At 71.3% G+C, this 18450-nt stretch carries 12 protein-coding genes; 10 read left to right on the forward strand and 2 right to left on the reverse strand.

The annotated features are described in order from the left end of the window. Positions 1-376: 376 nt before the first annotated feature. The 6 genes from HNR40_RS32245 to HNR40_RS32270 all read left to right on the forward strand — a co-directional run bounded on the left by HNR40_RS32245 (position 377) and on the right by HNR40_RS32270 (position 7230). Positions 377-1516 (forward strand): S8 family serine peptidase, encoded by a 1140-nt coding sequence (locus HNR40_RS32245; RefSeq protein WP_312896599.1) that lies wholly within the window; start codon positions 377-379, stop codon positions 1514-1516. Between the two features lie 163 nt (positions 1517-1679). Beyond that, positions 1680-2480, forward strand: coding sequence for a hypothetical protein (locus HNR40_RS32250; RefSeq protein WP_312896600.1), 801 nt, complete (start codon positions 1680-1682; stop codon positions 2478-2480). Further along, the gene (locus HNR40_RS32255; protein ID WP_184967990.1) at positions 2474-3628 is read left to right on the forward strand and encodes a S8 family peptidase; all 1155 of its coding nucleotides are present in this window, start codon (positions 2474-2476) and stop codon (positions 3626-3628) included. Before HNR40_RS32250 ends, HNR40_RS32255 begins: the two co-directional genes overlap by 7 nt. A gap of 22 nt (positions 3629-3650) precedes the next feature. Then, positions 3651-4004 (forward strand): hypothetical protein, encoded by a 354-nt coding sequence (locus HNR40_RS32260; protein ID WP_184967992.1) that lies wholly within the window; start codon positions 3651-3653, stop codon positions 4002-4004. Further along, positions 3998-4312, forward strand: coding sequence for an MGMT family protein (locus HNR40_RS32265; protein WP_184967994.1), 315 nt, complete (start codon positions 3998-4000; stop codon positions 4310-4312). Before HNR40_RS32260 ends, HNR40_RS32265 begins: the two co-directional genes overlap by 7 nt. 95 nt (positions 4313-4407) lie before the next feature. Next, complete coding sequence (locus HNR40_RS32270) at positions 4408-7230, forward strand: CDP-glycerol glycerophosphotransferase family protein (protein WP_246509676.1); 2823 nt, start codon at positions 4408-4410, stop codon at positions 7228-7230. 185 nt (positions 7231-7415) lie between these two features. Here the strand turns inward: HNR40_RS32270 and HNR40_RS32275 are convergent, their stop codons facing one another. After that, positions 7416-8012 (reverse strand): hypothetical protein, encoded by a 597-nt coding sequence (locus HNR40_RS32275; RefSeq protein WP_184967996.1) that lies wholly within the window; start codon positions 8010-8012, stop codon positions 7416-7418. 396 nt (positions 8013-8408) lie between these two features. Between HNR40_RS32275 and HNR40_RS32280 the strand changes: the two genes are divergently transcribed. Next, positions 8409-9239 (forward strand): nitroreductase/quinone reductase family protein, encoded by an 831-nt coding sequence (locus HNR40_RS32280; protein ID WP_184967998.1) that lies wholly within the window; start codon positions 8409-8411, stop codon positions 9237-9239. 43 nt (positions 9240-9282) lie between these two features. On the opposite strand, the gene HNR40_RS32285 is transcribed toward HNR40_RS32280, so the two are convergent. After that, positions 9283-10017 carry an SDR family NAD(P)-dependent oxidoreductase gene (locus HNR40_RS32285; RefSeq protein ID WP_184968000.1) on the reverse strand — a complete coding sequence of 245 codons (735 nt, stop codon included), beginning with the start codon at positions 10015-10017 and terminating at the stop codon, positions 9283-9285. Between the two features lie 87 nt (positions 10018-10104). Between HNR40_RS32285 and HNR40_RS32290 the strand changes: the two genes are divergently transcribed. The 3 genes from HNR40_RS32290 to HNR40_RS32310 all read left to right on the forward strand — a co-directional run bounded on the left by HNR40_RS32290 (position 10105) and on the right by HNR40_RS32310 (position 18159). Then, positions 10105-10665 carry a TetR/AcrR family transcriptional regulator gene (locus tag HNR40_RS32290; RefSeq protein ID WP_184968002.1) on the forward strand — a complete coding sequence of 187 codons (561 nt, stop codon included), beginning with the start codon at positions 10105-10107 and terminating at the stop codon, positions 10663-10665. Between the two features lie 457 nt (positions 10666-11122). Further along, entirely contained in the window at positions 11123-14902 is a 3780-nt protein-coding gene (locus tag HNR40_RS55180; protein ID WP_312896601.1) for a UvrD-helicase domain-containing protein, read from the forward strand. After that, positions 14896-18159, forward strand: a complete 3264-nt coding sequence (locus tag HNR40_RS32310) for an ATP-dependent helicase (protein ID WP_184968004.1) — start codon at positions 14896-14898, stop codon at positions 18157-18159. Before HNR40_RS55180 ends, HNR40_RS32310 begins: the two co-directional genes overlap by 7 nt. Positions 18160-18450 lie beyond the last annotated feature (291 nt).

Consider the following 18450-nt stretch of genomic DNA (forward strand, 5'->3'; position numbering starts at 1 on the left):
GCACTTCGGCCCGACGTGAGCCGGATCCCGGCGCATGCGTGATGGCGCGGTGCGGGACGGGGCGCGGGCTTGGGTGCGGACCGGTGGGCGGCGGGACTCGGTGGTCGACGGCCCTTCAGGGTGTGGTGCCGCGTAACCGGCTGATGGCACGGGGCATGCGGGTGCGGCGCGGTGAGCGGCCGGTGCCGGGGGTGCCGGTGTGATGGGGCGTTCGGCGGGGCGTGGGGGTGTGGCCCGGCGGGTGGCGGGCGCCCGGGGTCGGGCGTGTCGTGGGGCCTTGGTGGTCCGGCGGGGGGTTTTGCTGGTGGTGGCCGGGTTGCTGGTGGCTCCTCCTTCGCCGGCGTTGGCCGATGACATCCGGGGCAGTCAGCAGCCGGTGATCAAGACCCTGGGGCTGCCCAAGGCGTGGCGGACCAGCAAGGGCGCCGGGGTGACCGTGGCGGTGCTGGACTCGGGGGTCGATCCCGGGCACCGCGATCTGGCCGGTTCGGTGGTGACGGGCAGGGACTTCACGGCGGGCGCCAACCCCCCGGGCGTGGCCCCGCGCAAGCTGCACGGCACCTACATGGCCTCCCTGATCGCCGGCCACGGCCACGGTCCGGGCGGCAGGAGAGGCGTGATCGGGGTGGCCCCGTCGGCCAGGCTGCTGTCGGTCAGGGTGATCCTGGAGGACGAGGAGCCGGGCTTCAGGGAGTTCAACTCAGCCGAGCGTTTCGAGGACGTCGTGGCCAAGGGCATCCGCTACGCCGTCGACCAGGGCGCCGATGTGATCAACATGTCGATCTCCAAGGAGCTGGCGACCAAGGAGGAGCGGGCGGCGATCCGGTACGCGATCTCCAAGAAGGTCGTGCTGGTGGCGGCGGCCGGTAACGACGGGCAGCGTAAGCCGGACGCGAACGGGTTCGCGCCGTACTCGTATCCGGCGGCCTTTCCCGGCGTGGTGTCGGTGGGGGCGACGGATCGGGGGTTGCGGCGGGCGTCGTTCTCGAACTGGAACCCGTCGGTGCTGGTGGCCGCGCCGGGGGTGGACATTCTGGGCGCGGGGCCCGGCGACGAGTACTGGGTGGGCAAGGGGACGTCGCAGGCGACCGCCCTGGTCTCGGGCGTCGCCGCCCTCATTAAGGCCAAATATCCGGATATGTCGCCTGCGCTCGTGGCCCAGGCCCTCACCGCGGGCGCCACCCGGCGGCCTCCGGGCGGTTACGACACCGGCACCGGGTTCGGCGTCGTCAACGCGGCGGGCTCCCTCGACGTGGCGGCCAGGCTGGCCGGCCACACCCAGACGGCCAAGGGCGCGCAGGCCCAGGACCCCGCCCGCCCGATGGCCGGCGGCCACGCGGGACCCATCCAGGTGATCAACCGCGACCGCCGCAGCGTCACCCTCTACGGCGCCATCGCCGCCGGGGGAGCGATCGCCTCGATCACCTCGCTCGGCATTCTGGTAGCACTGGTAAGAAAGGCACGACGCGTCATACCCCAGCGAGACGCGTCATCCCGCCCCGGCGGAGACGCATGATCTCCCCTCCTCGGGGGACGAAATAGACACAAATGAGAATCGGTTCGGAAACGAGGCGGTGGTGAGGGCACGTAGGTCGAGCTCGGGACTGCCGCGAGCCGGGGGGAGCGACACACCGCGACGGGACAACCCGCTCGGAGCCGCCGCCGGCCGCCGCTCCCGCGTGCGCGCATGGCCACCCGCGACGGGCGCCAAGGCCACCGCGGTGCGCGAGCGCGCCGAGGCCGCCGCGCTCCGGCAGGGCGTGCGCTACCGGACGATCTTCCGCGCCCTGCTGGCCGGGATCATCGCGCTGTCGGCGGTCATCGTGCTGACCGGCACCGTGGGCCTGTTCTCCGAGACGCGGGCGCGCCCGCTCACCGTGGCCGAGCAGAACCGCTACAAGCAGGAGGAGATCGCCCGCCGCTGGCAGGCCTGGCCGGCCACGGGCGTGTTTCCCGAAGAGGTGAAGTACCTGGGCCTGGAAAAGGCCACCCAATACGCCAGGCGCGTCGGCATCGCGCCGCAGGCCGGCTGTGACAAGGCCGTCGACCAGGCGGTGGCCGGGGTGCTGGCGGAGTTCGGCTGCGTGGCCGTGCTGCGGGCCACCTACGTCGACCAGACCGCCTCGTTCGTCATCACGGTCGGGGTCGCGGTGCTGAAGGACGAGGAGGCGCGGGCCTCGGTGACCGAGCAGCTCACGCTGGACGACCGGGTGGGCGTGCTGCCCGTGGCCTTCCCGGGCACCGTGTCCGAGCGCTTCGGGGTCGAGCAGCGCCAGCGCAACGCGTGGGTGGGGGCCGGGCCGTACGTCGTCTTCTCCACCGCCGGGTACGTGGACGGCCGCACCCGCGCGGCCGTACCCACCGAGGAGATTTTGCACAGCGAGCTCTGGCCCGCCGCCAAGTCGATCGGCAACCAGATCGCCTACTTCCTCGCCGACCCGCCCGCGGTCCCGCCGTGCACGCAGGGGAACGTGTGCTGACCCCCGTCCGCCTGCTCACGGCCGCCGCGCTCGCATTCTCGGGTACGGCCCCGCCGCCCGTCCGCACCCAGCAGGAGTGGGTCCTGGACGCGCTCAACGTCGAGCAGGCGTGGACCCTCACCAAGGGCGCCGACGTCGTGGTCGCGGTCGTCGACAGCGGCGTGGACACGAAGATCAAGGAGCTGAAGGACAAGGTCACCGTCGGCCCCGACATGACCGAGCCGGCGCTGGACCGCCAGTTGCCGCCGGGCAGGCACGGGACCGCCATGGCCGCGCTGATCGCCGGTTCAGGCGCCGACGGCGGGCTGGTGGGCGTGGCGCCGGAGGCGAAGATCCTGTCGCTGCCGCTGCCCGAGGAGGAGGACAGCCCGAACTTCCTGCCGCCGGCCCAGGAGCAGTCGGGCAGCCGGGAGAGCCCGCTGGCCAGGGCCATCCGCTACGCGGCCAACCACGGCGCCAAGGTGGTGAGCCTGTCGCTGGGCGCCTACGGGGCGCAGAAGTCGGAGCGGGAGGCGGTGTCGTACGCGCTGGGCAAGGGCGTCGTGCTGGTCGCGGCTGTGGGCAACGACGGGCAGACCAAGTACGCCAAGGACAACAGCACCTCGTACTGGAGTTTCCCCGCCGGGTACCCGGGCGTGATCGGCGTGGGCGCGGTGGACCGGCAGGGCAGGCGCGCGGCGTTCAGCAGCGACAACCTGTCGGTGCTGGTGGCGGCGCCGGGCGTGGAGGTGCCGGTGGTGAAGGGCGAGGGCGACTACGAGCTGTCGTCGGGCACGAGTTCGGCGACGGCGCTGGTGGCGGGGGTCGCCGCCCTGATCAAGTCGAAATATCCGCAGATGTCGCCCGCGCAGGTCTCGCAGGCCATCGCGCTGAGCGCCCGCGGCAGGCCCGCCGCCGGCTACGACGAGAAAGTGGGATTCGGCACCGTGGACGCGGCCGCCGCGCTCAACGCCGCCCAGCAGCTCTCCGGCCAGCGGCGCGAGGTCGACATGCCCTCCGGCCGGCACTTCGGCGAGGGCGAGGAGTCGCCCCAGCCGTCCCCGCCGGGCCCCGACCCGTGGCGCCTCTGGCTCTACGGCGTCGGCGTCATCCTGGCCCTCGTCACCTTCTGCGGCGCGATCATCGTGCTCAATCAGCGCAAGCGGTAAAGATCCGCTATGGTCGCGCGTCATGGGATACGAGCTACGCGTGGTTCGTGAGTCGCCACTGGCGTTCGCGGAGCTCGCGAGGGCGATCGCGCCGGCCGGATTCGAGCTGGGCGCAGCAGAGGAGATCCTCGCCAAACACGGCGGCGACGCCCATACCGTCGGCCGATGGCGCGGCGAGATCGTCGGCGAACCCGGCTCCGACTGGCACGTGGCGCAGCTCGTCCGGCTGTCGTCCGTGCTCGGCGGCCGCCTGGTCGGCGAGGACGGCGAGGTCTACGCGCTGACCGACGGCGTCGTCGAGGTGGTCGGCAACGGCAACGCCGCCGAGATCGGCAAGTTCGACGAGATCGTCGCTGCGGGGCCCGATTCATGGTGAACCCCTATGCCGAGCGGGTCCTCGAAGTCGTGGAGCGGATCCCGCCCGGCATGGTCATGTCTTATGGCGACATAGCCGAGTATCTGGGCGAAGGCGGACCCCGCCAGGTCGGCCGGGTCATGTCCACGTGGGGCGGCGGCGTGCCCTGGTGGCGGGTGGTCCACTCCGACGGCACCGGTGCCCCTGACCACGAGGAACGCTGCCTGAGGCACTGGCGCGAAGAGGGCACCCCCTTGCGCGGCGACCGCGTCGACATGCGCGAGGCCCGCTGGCACGGGGATTCAGCGGATTCTCAGGAAACCCGCTGAGCTGCGCATCCCGCCTGCGGGAGAATCCGCGGCATGTGATTCCCATTACCATGGCCTGAACAGCGACTGCGGGTCCGAAAGGCGGTGCCTTCCCAATGGCCACCGGCGTCACAGCCCAGGAGCGGCTGCGGGCTGTTCAGGACCTCTGCGACCGCGGGGAACCACTCGAGGCGATCATGGAGGCGGCCCGGGCCGCCGGGCCCGACCATGCCGCCGAGATCCTCAGCGGCCCGCTGGGCGCCAGGATGGACCAGGCGATCAAACGCGGAGCCGCGCGCAGGCGCGAGCTCGTCAGCCTTCTGCGCCCCTATCTCGCCACCGTCGACCCCAAGGTCAAGCGCGAGCTCCCGGTGGCCCGCAGGCTTCTGTGCCACCTCATCGAACACCGCGACCTCGACGAACTCGCCGACGGCGACGTGCTCACCACCGTGGTCGCCGCCGCTGCGGAGCCGTCCAAGCGCATCCGCAAGGGCCTGCGCTGGTATGCCGACCTGCCGCTGCGCGACGAGCTGCCGCCCGCCCTCTACCGCCTGCGCCGCGCCGACCTGGTGCCGGTGACGCAGATCGACGACATCGTCTGGCGCGACGGCAAGCTGCTCGTGCGCGGCCACGCCTACCTCGCCGGGCTGTCGGTGCGCAGCAGCCGCTTCAACCGGGCCACCGTCGTGCTGCGCGGGCCGCGCTGGCTGCCGCCGGTGCGCATGCGCACCCGCCGCGTCCTCGCGCCCGAGGCCACCCACGCGGCGCGCGAGCCCGGGTGCAACTACGACTGGTCCGGCTTCACGGCCGAGCTGGGCTCCTGGCCGCTGCGCTGGCGTGGCGGGGTGCGCGGGCTGGTGTCCGCGGTGCGCCGCCGGATGCGGCACCGGCCGGCCGTACGCGACGCCACGACCTGGCGTGCGGAGATCGTCTTCTGGAGCCGCGGCGCCCGCGCCACCGGCCTGCTGCGCGGCGCCGCCGTGGGCCGCACCGAGCGTCCCGCCGGGCTCCGGGTCAAACAGGGTCTGTGGGTACGCCCCGTGTGGACATCCGACCGGGCGCTCCAAGTTGTCCTGCAGCCCAACAGGGCCGAGCTGACCAGCGTCAACGTCGACGGCGACCGGCTGGAGCTGAAGATCTTCCTGCCCGGCCGCAGCGTGACCAAGGGCCACGCCAGGCTCGGCGGGCACCGCATGGCCGCCGACTTCACGCCGGAGGCCGGCGGGACTCTGGTGACGGTCGGGCTGGCCGTACCGGCTCTGCTGCAGGAGAAGGACGGACGGCGGCTGTGGGTCGAGCCCAAGGGCGACCCCGCGGCGTCCGTGATGCTCGGTGACGCGGCCGAGGTGCGCGCGACCGCGGACGACCGCGAGATCACCGTGCTCGCCGACCGCCGCGACCGCGTCGTCGTCTCCGCCCACCGCATCCGCCCGGTGCTCACCTCCGCGGTGTGGGAGGGCGAGCGGCTCGTGCTCCGCGGCAGCTACCCCGACGCGGCGGGCGCCCGCGCGCTCACGCTGCGCCACCGTTCCGGCCTGACCTATACCGCCGCGATGGAGCGCTCCGAAGACCAGTTCACGGTACGGCTCGCGCCGGCGACCATGGACCGCTTCGGCGAGTCCGTGCCCCTGTCCTCCGGCACCTGGAACCTGTCCATGCGCCATCCGTCCGGCGAGATCGTCCCGGTGCGCATGGACCACGCCGCCCTCGGCGCCCTCGACGAGGACCCGCGCACGATCGGCGGCCACGCCTTCCGCATGGTCTCCACCCGCTTCGACGTGCCCGTGGTGATCGCCGAGGAGGCGCGCCCCGCCGACGAGAAGGGCGTCGCCGGCACCCACGTGCTGCGCCGCGTCTTCTACCCCGCGCAGCGCACCGAGCCCCTCAACGACGCCACCGTCTACGTCGCCAACGACGGCCGCCTCTACTCCGACAGCGTCCGCGCCATCTACGAGGAGCGGCTGCGGCGCGGCGACGAGCGCGAGCACATCTGGGTCGTCAAGGACGGCGCCTTCGTCCCGCCCGGTCCGGCCACGGTCGTGCGCGCGGGCAGCAGGGAACACCACGCGGCGCTCGCCCGCTCCCGTCACATCGTGACCAACGCGTTCCTGCCCGTCTGGTTCCGCTCCCGCGAGGACCAGGTCGTGCTGCAGACCTGGCACGGCACCCCGGTCAAGCACGTCGGCAACGACCAGCCCCACATGACCCGCGACCCGCGCCCGCCGGTGTGGCATCGGCAGGCGGCCGAGGTACGCGGCTGGGACGTGCTGCTGTCCCAGTCCCCCTGGGCGACGCCGGTGCTGCGCGAGGCGTTCGGCTACAAGGGCGAGGTGCTGGAGAGCGGCCTGCCGCGCAACGACGTGCTCTCCTCGCCGGAACGCGACCGGATGGCCGCGGAGATCCGCGCCCGGCTGGGGCTGGCGGAGGGCAAGCGCGTGGTCCTGTACGCGCCGACGTGGCGTGACTACGACCGCAAGAACGCGATGGTCAAGCTGGACCTGGCGAAGGCCAGGCAGGCGCTGGGGGCCGACCACGAGTTGCTGGTCAGGGGCCACCCGATGCAGGCGATGCCCGCCGTTCCCGACATCGCCCACGACGTCTCCACCTATCCCGACATGACCGACCTGCTGCTGGTGGCAGACGTGTTGGTGACCGACTACTCCTCGTCCATGTTCGACTTCCTGGCAACGGGCAAGCCGATCGTGTTCTACGCGTACGACCTGGCGAAGTACGCGACGAAGAGAGGCCTGTACGTAGACCTGGAGGCCCAGGCACCGGGACCGGTGCTGCCGACGTCGGGCGAGGTGGTCGAGGCCCTGCGCTCGATCGACACGGTGGCAGCCGAGTACACGGACCGCTACGAGACCTTCCGCGCCACCTACGCCCCCAAGGACGACGGCAAGGCAACAGCCCGAGTAGTAGACCACCTCTTCTCCTGACAGCGGCAAAGGTGGTCGCTTACGCTCCCGCGTGTCTCCAGCCGAGCCGTGGCCTCGGCCCCTGGAGGTCCTCGCTCCGCTCGGGCGCCCTTCCTGGGCGCTGTCGCCCGGGCTAGGCCGTAGATGGCCGCTTCGGGTGCCAGGGGCGGTCGGTGGGCTTTTGGGTTGGCTAGGGATTCAGCCGCTCACACGGGATGCCGCGTGCCTTCGCGCCGACGCGTCGGGCGGGCTTCAGATGGCGTGGTGCCACCGGGCCGCCTGATGAGGCGCAGCTTTCCCTTGTCCGGCACGTTCGAGTGCTCGGCCAGGACCTCCAGCGCCGCAATGACCTCCGGTGAGAGCGGCAAGGTGCCGGGCGGGGAGGTCAGCAATTGGGTCACGGCGGACTCGTCCAGGAGCTTGCTGATGGCTTGATGTGACATGCCCAGCAGGAACCCGATATCCCGGTGGACGTACCCGCGATTCGCGAGGGCGGCTACGATCGTGCGCGTGGCCTCGGCATCCTGCTGCCGGATGAGCTCTGCGGCCAGGCGTGCCCGCAAGGTGGTTTCCAGGACGCGAGCTATCTCTTCGTCGGCTACTCGCACACAGAAATCAGCGTCGATCTTGTCGGGTTCGGTGTCGAGCATGGTGGCGACGAGGTCGCGGGCCATCTCCTCGGCCTGCTCCAGTCGCTTGACCTGGGTCGGGTAGGCGCGCTTGAGGCCGGGGCCGGAGATGGTCAGCGCCCACCAGCCATCGGACCTCGTCGCGGTGATGGTGTAGATGTCGCGCTCGCTCACTGCTCCTCCTCCTGCTCCTTGGCGAGTGGCGCATCCGCCGCTCCAGATCCCGCTTCTTCTATCAGGATCCCAGGCAACCGGGGTTGCAGAGATCCAGGCAACCTCGGTTGCCGGGATTACGGCTGTTTGGTCGGGGAGTCGCACGCTATCCAGAGAGCTGCGTGTGGTTCGGGGGTTCTGATTGGCGACTCTGGGGGCCGCGGGTGAGAGGTGCCGGCTGTGGTTGAGGTGGGGTGGTTTGGGGGTTAGGGTTTGGGTTTGTGACTGCCGGGTCGGCCATGGGCCATGAGCGAGAGAGGTACCCGGCCAAGGCGTGAGCGATGGGCGGGCGCGTAGCCCGCCGGATCCCCGTCTTCGCCCCTACCTCTCATCAAAGCTCACACCCCATGGAGAAGAATGCCGTTCGATTTCAACAAGCAGATCATCGAGGAGTTTCGGGCCAATCGTGGCCGGGTTGGGGGGCCTTTCGAGGGCGCTCGGCTGCTCCTGCTCACCACCACCGGGGCGCGCTCCGGTGAACAGCACACCGTTCCGCTCGGGTACCTGCATGACGGGGGCGAGCAGGTACTGGTGATCGGCTCCGCCAATGGGGCGGACCGTCATCCGGCGTGGTTTCACAACCTTGTCGCCGAGCCCACCGTCAACGTCGAGGACGGGATCTTCACCTATGAGGCGCGGGCGACCGTACTCGAAGGTGCGGAACGGGAGGCGGCCTGGGCGCGGGCCGTTGAGGCCGATCCTGGGTGGGCCGAGTATCAGGCGCGTACCTCCCGGGTGATTCCGGTGATCGCGCTCAAGCAGACCGGTGGCGGGCCGCCGCCGGCATCGTCGTTCGGCGAGGCGCTGCGGATGATCCACGACGCCTTCCGGCGGGAACTGGTGCTCATTCGCAAGGAGATCGCCGAGTCTGGGCCCGGGCTGGGGGCGCAGTTGCGGGTCAACTGCCTCACGTTGTGCCAGGGGCTGCATGTTCACCATTCCCATGAGGACAGGGGGCTGTTTCCCGCTCTCTCGGCGCAGCATCCGGAGCTCGCCGAGGTGATGGATCGGCTTGGCGCCGAGCATGAGAAGGTGGCCGCTTTGCTGGCCAGGTTGCAGGAGGTCGTCTCGACCGAGAGTGCGGACACGCCGGCCGTACTCAAGGAGGTCGAGGAGCTCGCGAGTGCGGTGGAGCAGCACCTCGACTACGAGGAGGAGCAGCTCATCCCGATCCTCGACGGGGCCTGACGGTTTTTACTGACGGGGCGGGCTCGAATCCGAGCCCGCCCCATCAGGCGGTGGTTCCGGCGTCGATGGTGATGGCGGTGCCGGTGATGTTGCGGCCAGCCGGGCCCGCCAGGTGGACGACGGTGGCGGCGATGTCGTCCGGGTCGACGTAGCGGCCCAGGGCCGTGTAGGAACGTTCGCCGTCGGCGTCGGGGCCGTCGGCGGGGTTCATCTCGGTGTCCGTGGAGCCGGGATGTACCAGGTTGGCGGTGATGTCCAACGGGCCCAGATCGCGAGCCAGCCCCTTGGTGAGGCCGATGAGGGCGGATTTGCTCATCGAGTACAGGGTCCACCCGGCATAGGGGACACGTTCCGCCAGGCTGCTGCCGATCGTGACGATCCGCCCGCCGTTCCGCATGTACGGCACGGCCGCCTGAGCCAGCAGAAACGCGGCACGGGCGTGAACCGCCATCGTACGGTCGAGCTCCTCCAGCGTGACCTCCTCCAAAGGGCCGAAGGGGGCGATACCGGCGTTGTTCACCAGGATGTCGAGCCTGCCCAGGATGCCCGCGGCGTGGTCGACGGCCGCGCGGAGGGCGCGTTCGTCGGCGGCTTCGGCCTGGATGGCGGTGCCGCGCCGCCCGGCCGCCTCGATGTCCTTGACCACGGACTGGGCCTGGTGCGCGGCGCTGGCGTAGGTGATGGCGACGTCGGCGCCTGCCGCGGCCAGGCCGCGGGCGATGGCGGCGCCGATGCCCCTGCTGCCGCCGGTGACGAGGGCGGCCTTTCCGTGCAGCATGAATGATCCTCCATAAGCGGAATAGATTCCGATTATGACAGTAAGCGGAATCAGTTCCGGTTGGCAAGGGGTCGATAAGGTGTCCGGGTGACGCAGGAGCGGGCCGACGCCGCCAGGAACCGGGCGAAGATCCTCGCGGCGGCGGCCGAGCTCGTCGCCGACAAGGGCATCGAGGGGCTGGGGATGGCCGAGGTGGCGGCCGCCTCGGGGGTAGGGGTCGGCACGCTGTACCGGCGGTTCGGGGACCGGTCCGGGCTCGCCTACGCGCTGATCGATGCCAAGGAGCGGGAGTTCCAGGAGGCGTTCCTGTCCGGGCCGCCGCCGCTGGGGCCCGGCGCGCCGTCGGGGGAGCGGGTCCGGGCGTTTCTGCACGGGCTGGTCGATCGGACGTTCGCGCAACTGGACCTGTTGCTGATGGCGGAGACGGCCGGGCCTTTCGCGCGGTTCGGTGGGGCCTATGAGGCATATCACCGGCATCTGTCGCTGCTCATCGCCGACGCCAACCCGTCCGCCGACGCGCCCTTCGCCGCCGACGCCCTGCTGGCCCCGCTCGCCGCCAACCTCGTCATCCACCGCGGCCGCCCCCCCGCCGCCCTCAAATCCGGCCTCGACGAGCTCCTCCACGGCGTCCTCGCGTCCCCGACCTGACCCCTCTCAATCCGCCCCATCCCTTACGGCAAGCCGCCCCCACCCCACCCGCCGACCCGCGCTGGCGCCGATCGTGGGGGTCGCTTCTCACGTCGGACAAATGCCCCGCCGTAACGGCCCCCCTTGCCCAGCAAGCCGGACAACGCAACCAGGGCGGCCGGGCCGTACCGGAGAAGGGGCCGGGCCGTACCGGAGAAGGCGGCCGGGGCCGTACTGGAGAAGGGCCGGGCCGTACTTGAGAGGGGAACGGGGCGGCGGAGCTGTGCTGGAGGAAGGTGGTTGGTGGGCGGCGGGTTGGCGGGATATTGGGGGATTGGGCCGGTAGCGTGGGCGGACTCGTGGGGAGAACGGTCAAGGCGGCACGATCTACCCCTGTGGTCTGGTGGAATCTAGTGCTGTGAGTGGTCAGACCTGGCGGTTGGTGCGACGTGGGGGCGGGGGACCGGTTGAGGCCCCTGTGCTCGACGAATACCAGCGTGCCGTGGTCGAACATCCCGGTGGGCCGATGCTGGTTCTGGCTGGTCCCGGCACCGGGAAGACGACCACTGTCGTGGAGACCGTCGTCGACCGGATCGAACGGCGCGGGATGGATCCCGAGCGGGTGCTCATCCTCACGTTCAGCCGGAAGGCCGCCGGTGAGCTGCGGGAACGTGTCACCGGACGGCTGCGGCGCACCACGCGTACACCCCTGGCCCTCACCTTCCACAGCTACGCCTACGCGTTGCTGCGGCGCGAGGCCCTGCAGGCGGCGATGGAGCCGCCGCGGTTGCTGAGCGGGCCTGAGCAGTTGCTGGAGATCCGCCGCCTGCTCCACGGCGAGCTGGAGGACGGCGCGCGCGAGTGGCCGCCGGCGTTGCGGGAGCCGCTGAAGACGCGCGGGTTCGCCGAGGAACTGCGCGACTTCCTGTCCCGGGCGGGCGAACGCGGCCTCGACGGCGACCGCCTGGTCGCGCTCGGCTACCAGCACGGCAGGGCCGACTGGGTGGCCGCGGGCAAGTTCTCCCTGCGTTATCAGGAGCGGTTCGACCTCGACCCCGAGCCGGTGCTCGACTACGCCGAACTGATCAAGGCCGCGGCCGGTCTCCTGTCCGACCCCGACGTGCGCCGCCGCGAGCGGGCCGCCTACGACATGGTCTTCGTGGACGAGTACCAGGACACCGATCCGGCCCAGGAATACCTCCTGCAGCAGCTCGCCGGAGACGGCCGCGACCTGATCGCGGTGGGCGACCCCGACCAGTCCATCTACGGCTTCCGCGGCGCCGACGTCCGCGGGATCCTGCGCTTCCCCGAGCGCTTCCGCACCCTGGACGGCCGCGACGCGCCCGTCGTCGCCCTGCGCGTGTGCCGCCGCAGCGGCGCCGACCTCCTGACGGCCTCCCGCCGCGTCGCCTCCCGCCTGCCCGCCGCCCCCACCCCCGACACCACCTTCACCCCACCCGCCTCATCCGGTACGGCCCAGCCGCCCGCTCAGGCGGCGAAGGAGCAGGACACCGCCTTCGAAACCCTCCTAACCACCGGCCCAACAGACGACCAGCCCGACGATGCCGATCTGGCCGACGAAGGCGATGAGGCCGACCTGCCCGACGAGACCGACCTGTCGGATGAGGCCGATCTGTCCGCCGAGGGCGACGAGGCCGGTCTGTCCGACGGCGGCGGCGGGGCCGATCTGCCCGACAACGGCGACGAGGCGGGCTCCCCGTCTGCCGACGCCTCTCCCGAGCTTCCGGCCGGGGAACTACCTGCCCCGGTTGCCGTGCCGCAGGAGCGGAAGGCCTGGGGGCACCGGGACCTGGTGCCCCTGGACGACGCCGAACCCGGAGAGGTGCGGGTCCTGCTGGCCGACTCCACGAGCCAGGAGGCCGCCGTGGTGGCCGACGCGCTGCGCCGGGCGCACCTGATCGACGGTGTGTCGTGGCACCGGATGGCCGTGCTGGTCCGCTCGGCCACCCGGCAGGTGCCGCTGCTGCGCCGCGCGCTGGTGAGTGCGGGCGTGCCCACGATGGTGGCGGGCGATGAGGTGCCGATCGCCCAGGAGCCCGGGGTCCGGCCGTTGCTGACGATGCTCCGGATGGCCCTGTACCCGGGCGAGCTGGACGAGTCCGTGGTGGAGGAGCTGCTCACCGGTCCGCTGGGTGGCACCGACATGATCGGTGTGCGCCGCCTCCGCCGTGCCCTGAAGATCGCCGAAAACGAGGCCGCCGCCACCGAAGAAACCGCCTCCGACCAGGAAGACGCCTCAGGCCAAGAGCAGAGCCCCTCGGACCAGCAGGAAAGCGCCCCAGAAGACGACGTCCCCGGCGAGCAGAGCGCTTCCAGCGGAGAGAGCGCCTCCGGTGAAGGGACCTCCGGCGAAGGGACCTCCGGTAGTGGCGCCTCCGGTGAAGGGACCTCCGGCGAAGGGACCTCCGGTAGTGGCGCCTCCGGTGAAGGGACCTCCGGCGAAGGGACCTCTGGTGAGGGCGCCTTCGGCGGTAAGGACTCCAGCGACGACGTCTCCGGTGAAGACGGGACCGATGGGGAGGACGGGCCGGGGCGGGCTGTCAGGTCGTCTGGGGAACTGCTCGTGGCCGCTGTTCTGGATGTGCGGGAGTTGACCCGCATCGAGCCCCACATAGCCCACCCCGCAGAACGCGTGGCCCACCTCCTCCACGCCGCCAAAGAGGCCGCAAAGGCCCAGAGCACAGCAGAAGAGGTTCTCTGGGCGATCTGGCAGGGCAGCGGCCTGGCCGAGCGATGGACCGACCTGAGCCTGTCCGGGGGCGCGCGCGGCGCCCAGGCGGACCGTGATCTGGACGCCGTCGTGGCGTTGTTCGATCATGCCGCCAGGTTCGTGGACCGCATGCCCAGGGCGGGCGCGGAGGTGTTCCTGGACGACATCGCCTCCCAGGAGATCCCCGGCGACACCCTGGCCGAACGCGCCCCGGACGGCGATGCCGTGCGGGTGCTGACCGCGCATCGGTCCAAGGGGCTGGAGTGGGACGTCGTGGTGGTGGCGGGCGTTCAGGAGGGTGTCTGGCCGGATCTGCGGCTGCGGGGTTCGATGCTGGGCGCCGAGGACCTGGTGGAACTGGCCGGGGGGGCGCAGCCGAGTACCGCGTCGCTGGCCTCGAAGCTCTTGGCCGAGGAACGCCGCCTGTTCTACGTGGCCGCTACCAGGGCAAGGAAGAAGCTGGTGGTGACGGCGGTGGGTGGTGAGGACACCGATGAGCGGCCGTCGCGGTTTCTGGCCGAGCTGATGCCGGGCTCCGTGGACGCGGCGACGGTGGACGACCAGGCCCGGTGGCTGAACATGTCGGCGCTCGTGGCCGACCTCCGCAGCGCCGTAACAGATCCCACAAAGTCGGCAAAAATACGACAGAAGGCCGCGCAGCAACTCGCCAGGCTCGCCGCCGCGGGCGTGCAGGGCGCGCATCCCAACGACTGGTACGCGCTGACGCCGATCTCCGACGACCGCCCACTCGGCTGGCCGGACGACATCGTGCGCATCTCGCCCTCGGCCGTGGAGAGCTTCACCAAGTGCGGCCTGCGCTGGCTCCTGGAGACGGCCGTCGGCGCCGCCGGGACGAGCAGCGCCCAGGGCCTCGGCACGGTCATTCACGCCCTGGCCGTGCTGGCCGCCACCGACCTGCCCAGCGAGGACCTTCTCGGCCGCCGCCTGGACGACATCTGGGGCGAGCTGGACTTCGGCGGCGTCTGGTTCAACCGCAAGCAGCGCCAGGTGGCCGAGCAGATGATCGCCAAGTTCCTGCGCTGGCACAAGGAGAACCCGCGCGAACTGGTCGCACTGGAGGAGGCGTTCACCGCCACGGTCGGCGACGGCGTGCTGATCAAGGGCCGCGTGGACCGGGTCGAACGCGACTCCGACGGCAGGGCCGTCATCATCGACCTCAAGACCGGGTCGAGCAAGCCCAAGGCGGGCGACCTCGACCGCCATCCCCAGCTGGGCGTCTACCAGCTGGCCGCGCTGCTGGGCGCGTTCGCCAGGCACGGCATGACCGAGCCGGGCGGCGCCTCGCTGGTGCAGCTCGGCAAGGCGGGCGGCAAGAACGACGCGCTGGAGCAGGCGCAGCCCGCGCTGGCCGACGACCGGGACCCCACCTGGGCCAAGGACCTGGTCGACACCGTCGCGATCGGCATGTCGGGCCCGTTCTTCCAGGCGAAGGTCAACGACGGCTGCCGTACGTGCGCCGCGCGGGCCAGTTGCCCGGTCAACGACAACGGGGGACAGGTTTGCTGAGTCCGGGAGAGCTCGCCGACAAGCTGGGCGTGCTGCCGCCGACTCCGGAGCAGGAGCACGTCATCCAGGCGCCGCTGGAGCCGATGGTCGTGATGGCCGGGGCGGGTTCCGGCAAGAGCGAGACGATGGCCGGGCGCGTGGTCTGGCTGGTCGCCAACGGGCTGGTGCGCCCCGGGAACGTGCTCGGCCTCACCTTCACCCGCAAGGCCGCCGCGGAGCTGGCGAACCGGGTGCGTGAGCGCCTCAACGGCCTGGTCGAGGCGGGCCTGGTCGAGCAGTCGCTGCTGGACGACGAGCCGGCCGTCTCCACCTACCACGCCTATGCCGCCCGCCTGGTCACCGACCACGCCCTGCGGGAGGCGCTGGAGCCGACGATGCGCCTGGTCACCCCGGCCGTCTCGTGGCAGCTGGCCTCGCGGGTCGTGGCGATGTACGACGGGCCGATGGACAAGATCGAGCTGGGGCCGCCGTCGGTCACGGCCGCCGTACTGGAGCTCGCGGGAGAGCTGTCCGAGCACCTGCGCGCCGGCGGCGACGTGCGGGGCGTCGGCGAGTGGCTCGACGAGCAGTACGGCATGCTCCCCGCCAAGACCATCGCGGCCCAGCGCAAGCCCATCGCGGTGCAACGGGCGAGGGAGCAGCTGCTTCCCCTGGTGGCGGCGTACGAACGGCTGAAGCGCGGCCGCGAGGTCATCGACTACGGCGACCAGATGTCACTGGCCGCCCGGATCGCCGCCAAGCACGCGGAAGTCGGCCAGATCGAACGCGACAGGTTCTCCGTCGTCCTCCTTGACGAGTACCAGGACACCAGCCACGCCCAGCTCGTCCTGCTCAGGAGCCTGTTCGGCGGCGGCCACCCGGTCACCGCGGTCGGCGACCCCTGCCAGTCCATCTACGGCTGGCGCGGCGCCTCCGCCGGAAACCTGCGCCGCTTCTCCCAGGACTTCAGGACGGCCTCCGGCGACCGGGCCCCGGTACGTCAGCTCTCGGTCAGCTTCCGCAACGGCGACCGCGTCCTCGACGTCGCCGCCCGGGTCCAGATCCCGCTGCGCATGGAGGCCAGGGAAGTCCCGGTCCTGGTGCCCGGCGCCAACCGCAAGGACCGCGGCCGCGTCACCTGCGCCTTCCACGAGACCGCCGAGGACGAGGCCGAGTGGATCGCCGAGGGCGTCAAGAAGATGCTCGGCCAGGAGGTCGCCCCCGACGGCCTGCCCTGGGGCGAGAAGGAACGCAAGAAGACCCTGGAACTCCAGCCCCAGGACGTGGCGATCCTGGCCCGCAAGCGTTCGCAGTTCCCCGCCCTGCGCCGGGCTCTTGAGGCCCGCGACATCCCGGTGGAGGTCGTCGGCCTCGGCGGCCTGCTCACCGTCCCCGAGGTCAACGACATCGTCGCCACCCTCCGCGCCCTGTATGACCCGACGGCCGGAGACGCCCTGGCCAGGCTCATGGCCGGTCCACGGTGGCGCATCGGCCCCGCCGACCTGCGCCAGCTCGGCGAGTACGCCCGCGAGCTCACCCGCGAGGCCAGGGAGGGCACCCGGCCGGAGAAGGACCCGCTCGACCAGGTGGTCGTGGACCTGGCCGAGGAACGCGGCAGCCTGATCGACGCCCTGGACGAGCTGCCCGACCGCGAGGAGTGGCTGGAGTCGTTCTCGCCGCTGGCCAGGACCCGCCTGGTCGCGCTGGCCCACGAGCTGCGCCAGTTGCGCGCCCACACTGCCCAGCCGCTGCCCGACCTGATCACCGAGGTGGAGCGGAAGCTCGGCCTCGACATCGAGGTGGCCGCGCGCGGCGGCACGGTCAGCGCCTTCGCCGCCCGCGCCGACCTGGACGCCTTCCTGGACGCCGCCTCCCGCTTCGCCGGGGACGCCGAGGACCCGACGCTCGGCGCCTTCCTGGCCTACCTGGAGGCGGCGGAGAGCGAGGAGTTCGGGCTGGAGGCGGGGCGCGTGGGCGAGAGCAACAGCGTGAAGCTGATGACCGTGCACGCCTCGAAGGGCCTGGAGTGGCCGGTCGTGGTGGTGCCGGGACTGTCGCAGCTCATCAGCTCGAAGGGCACGATCGCCACCGGCAGCATGTTCCCCGCGACACCGGTCACCAACAGCCGGTGGACGGACAACCCGCGCAAGCTCCCGTACCCGCTGAGAGGGGATGTCGCGGACCTGCCCCGGCTGGGCGGGCTGAGCAAGGAGGAGCTGACGGCGTTCGACGAGCGCTGCCGCGCGCGCGACCTCATGGAGGAGCGGCGGCTCGCCTACGTGGCGGTCACCCGGGCCCACTATCACCTGATCGCCTCCGGCTACCGCTGGGGCAGTGCCACCAAGCCGCTGGAGCCGTCGGACTTCCTGCTGGAGATCCGCGACACCAGCGACCGGGTGGCCTTCTGGGCCCCGGATCTGGCCGAGGGCGCGACCAACCCGCTGCTGGACGAGCCCGCCGAGGCGACCTGGCCGGTGGTCCCGGAGGGCGACAGGTACGAGGCCGTCCTGGACGGGGCCCGCCTGGTCGAGGACGCGCTGTCGGGGCAGCTTGAGGCCGCGCCCGAGGAAGCGCTGAAGACGTTCGAGCAGGAGCGCGTCCGGGCCTGGGAACGCGACACCGACCTGCTGCTGCGCGAGCGCGAACTGTATCGGCGCGGCGGCGGCAGGACCGTCGAGCTGCCGTCGAAGCTGACCGTCTCGTCGCTGGTCACGCTGGCCGCCGACGCCAAGGAACTGGCCCGCAGGATCCGCCGCCCGGTCCCGGTCAAGCCCGCGCCGCTGGCCCGCCGGGGCACCTCGTTCCACCGCTGGCTGGAGACGCGCTGGGACCAGCAGCGCCTCATCGACGACTTCGAGCTGCCCGGCCTGGACATCGTGGAGGAAGAGGCCGATGTACGGCTGGCCGAGCTGCAGGAACGCTTCGAGGAGAGCGAATGGGCCACCCGCAAGCCCCTCGACCTTGAGGTGCCCTTCGAGACCATGATCGCCGACCGGCTGGTCAGGGGCCGCATGGACGCCGTCTTCCAGCTGCCCGACGGCACGTACGAGGTGGTCGACTGGAAGACCGGCGAACGCCCGTCCGGCAAGGCGGCCGCCGCCGCCTCCGTGCAGCTCGCCGCCTACCGCCTGGCCTGGTCACACCTGGCCAAGGTGCCGCTTGACCAGGTGGGCGCCGCCTTCCACTACGTCCGCCCCAACGAGACCGTTCGCCCGGTGAACCTCCTCGACGCGGACGGCCTCGTCGCCCTCATCGAAGCCGTCCCCCACACCACCTGACGCACCTTCCAGTCGTAATACATCCGTAGTACGCTGCAATGTGTGGGATACCGGGCCATCTACTGGACTGAGCGCTCAGAGGAGCACATCGCACGGCATGATGTCACGCCGACATAAGTAGAAGAGGCGCTCTTAACACGTCCCCGGTTCGAGACGGGAGGCCGTGACGAGTGCACCCTGATCTACGGAACCACAGATTCGGGACGCTGCTTGCTGATCGTGGTGGTGGACAGCACCGCCGAACCAGACGCCTGGTATGTAGCCACAGCTCGCGACATGACCGCGAGCGAA

It is taken from the genome of Nonomuraea endophytica (assembly GCF_014203235.1).
Lineage (GTDB): Bacteria > Actinomycetota > Actinomycetes > Streptosporangiales > Streptosporangiaceae > Nonomuraea > Nonomuraea endophytica.

Coding starts and splice junctions, on each gene's coding strand:
- HNR40_RS32260 (WP_184967992.1), top strand. CDS start 3,651: ATGGGATACGAGCTACGCGTGGTTCGTGAGTCGCCACTGGCGTTCGCG.
- HNR40_RS32265 (WP_184967994.1), top strand. CDS start 3,998: ATGGTGAACCCCTATGCCGAGCGGGTCCTCGAAGTCGTGGAGCGGATC.
- HNR40_RS32270 (WP_246509676.1), top strand. CDS start 4,408: ATGGCCACCGGCGTCACAGCCCAGGAGCGGCTGCGGGCTGTTCAGGAC.
- HNR40_RS32280 (WP_184967998.1), top strand. CDS start 8,409: ATGCCGTTCGATTTCAACAAGCAGATCATCGAGGAGTTTCGGGCCAAT.
- HNR40_RS32285 (WP_184968000.1), bottom strand. CDS start 10,017: ATGCTGCACGGAAAGGCCGCCCTCGTCACCGGCGGCAGCAGGGGCATC.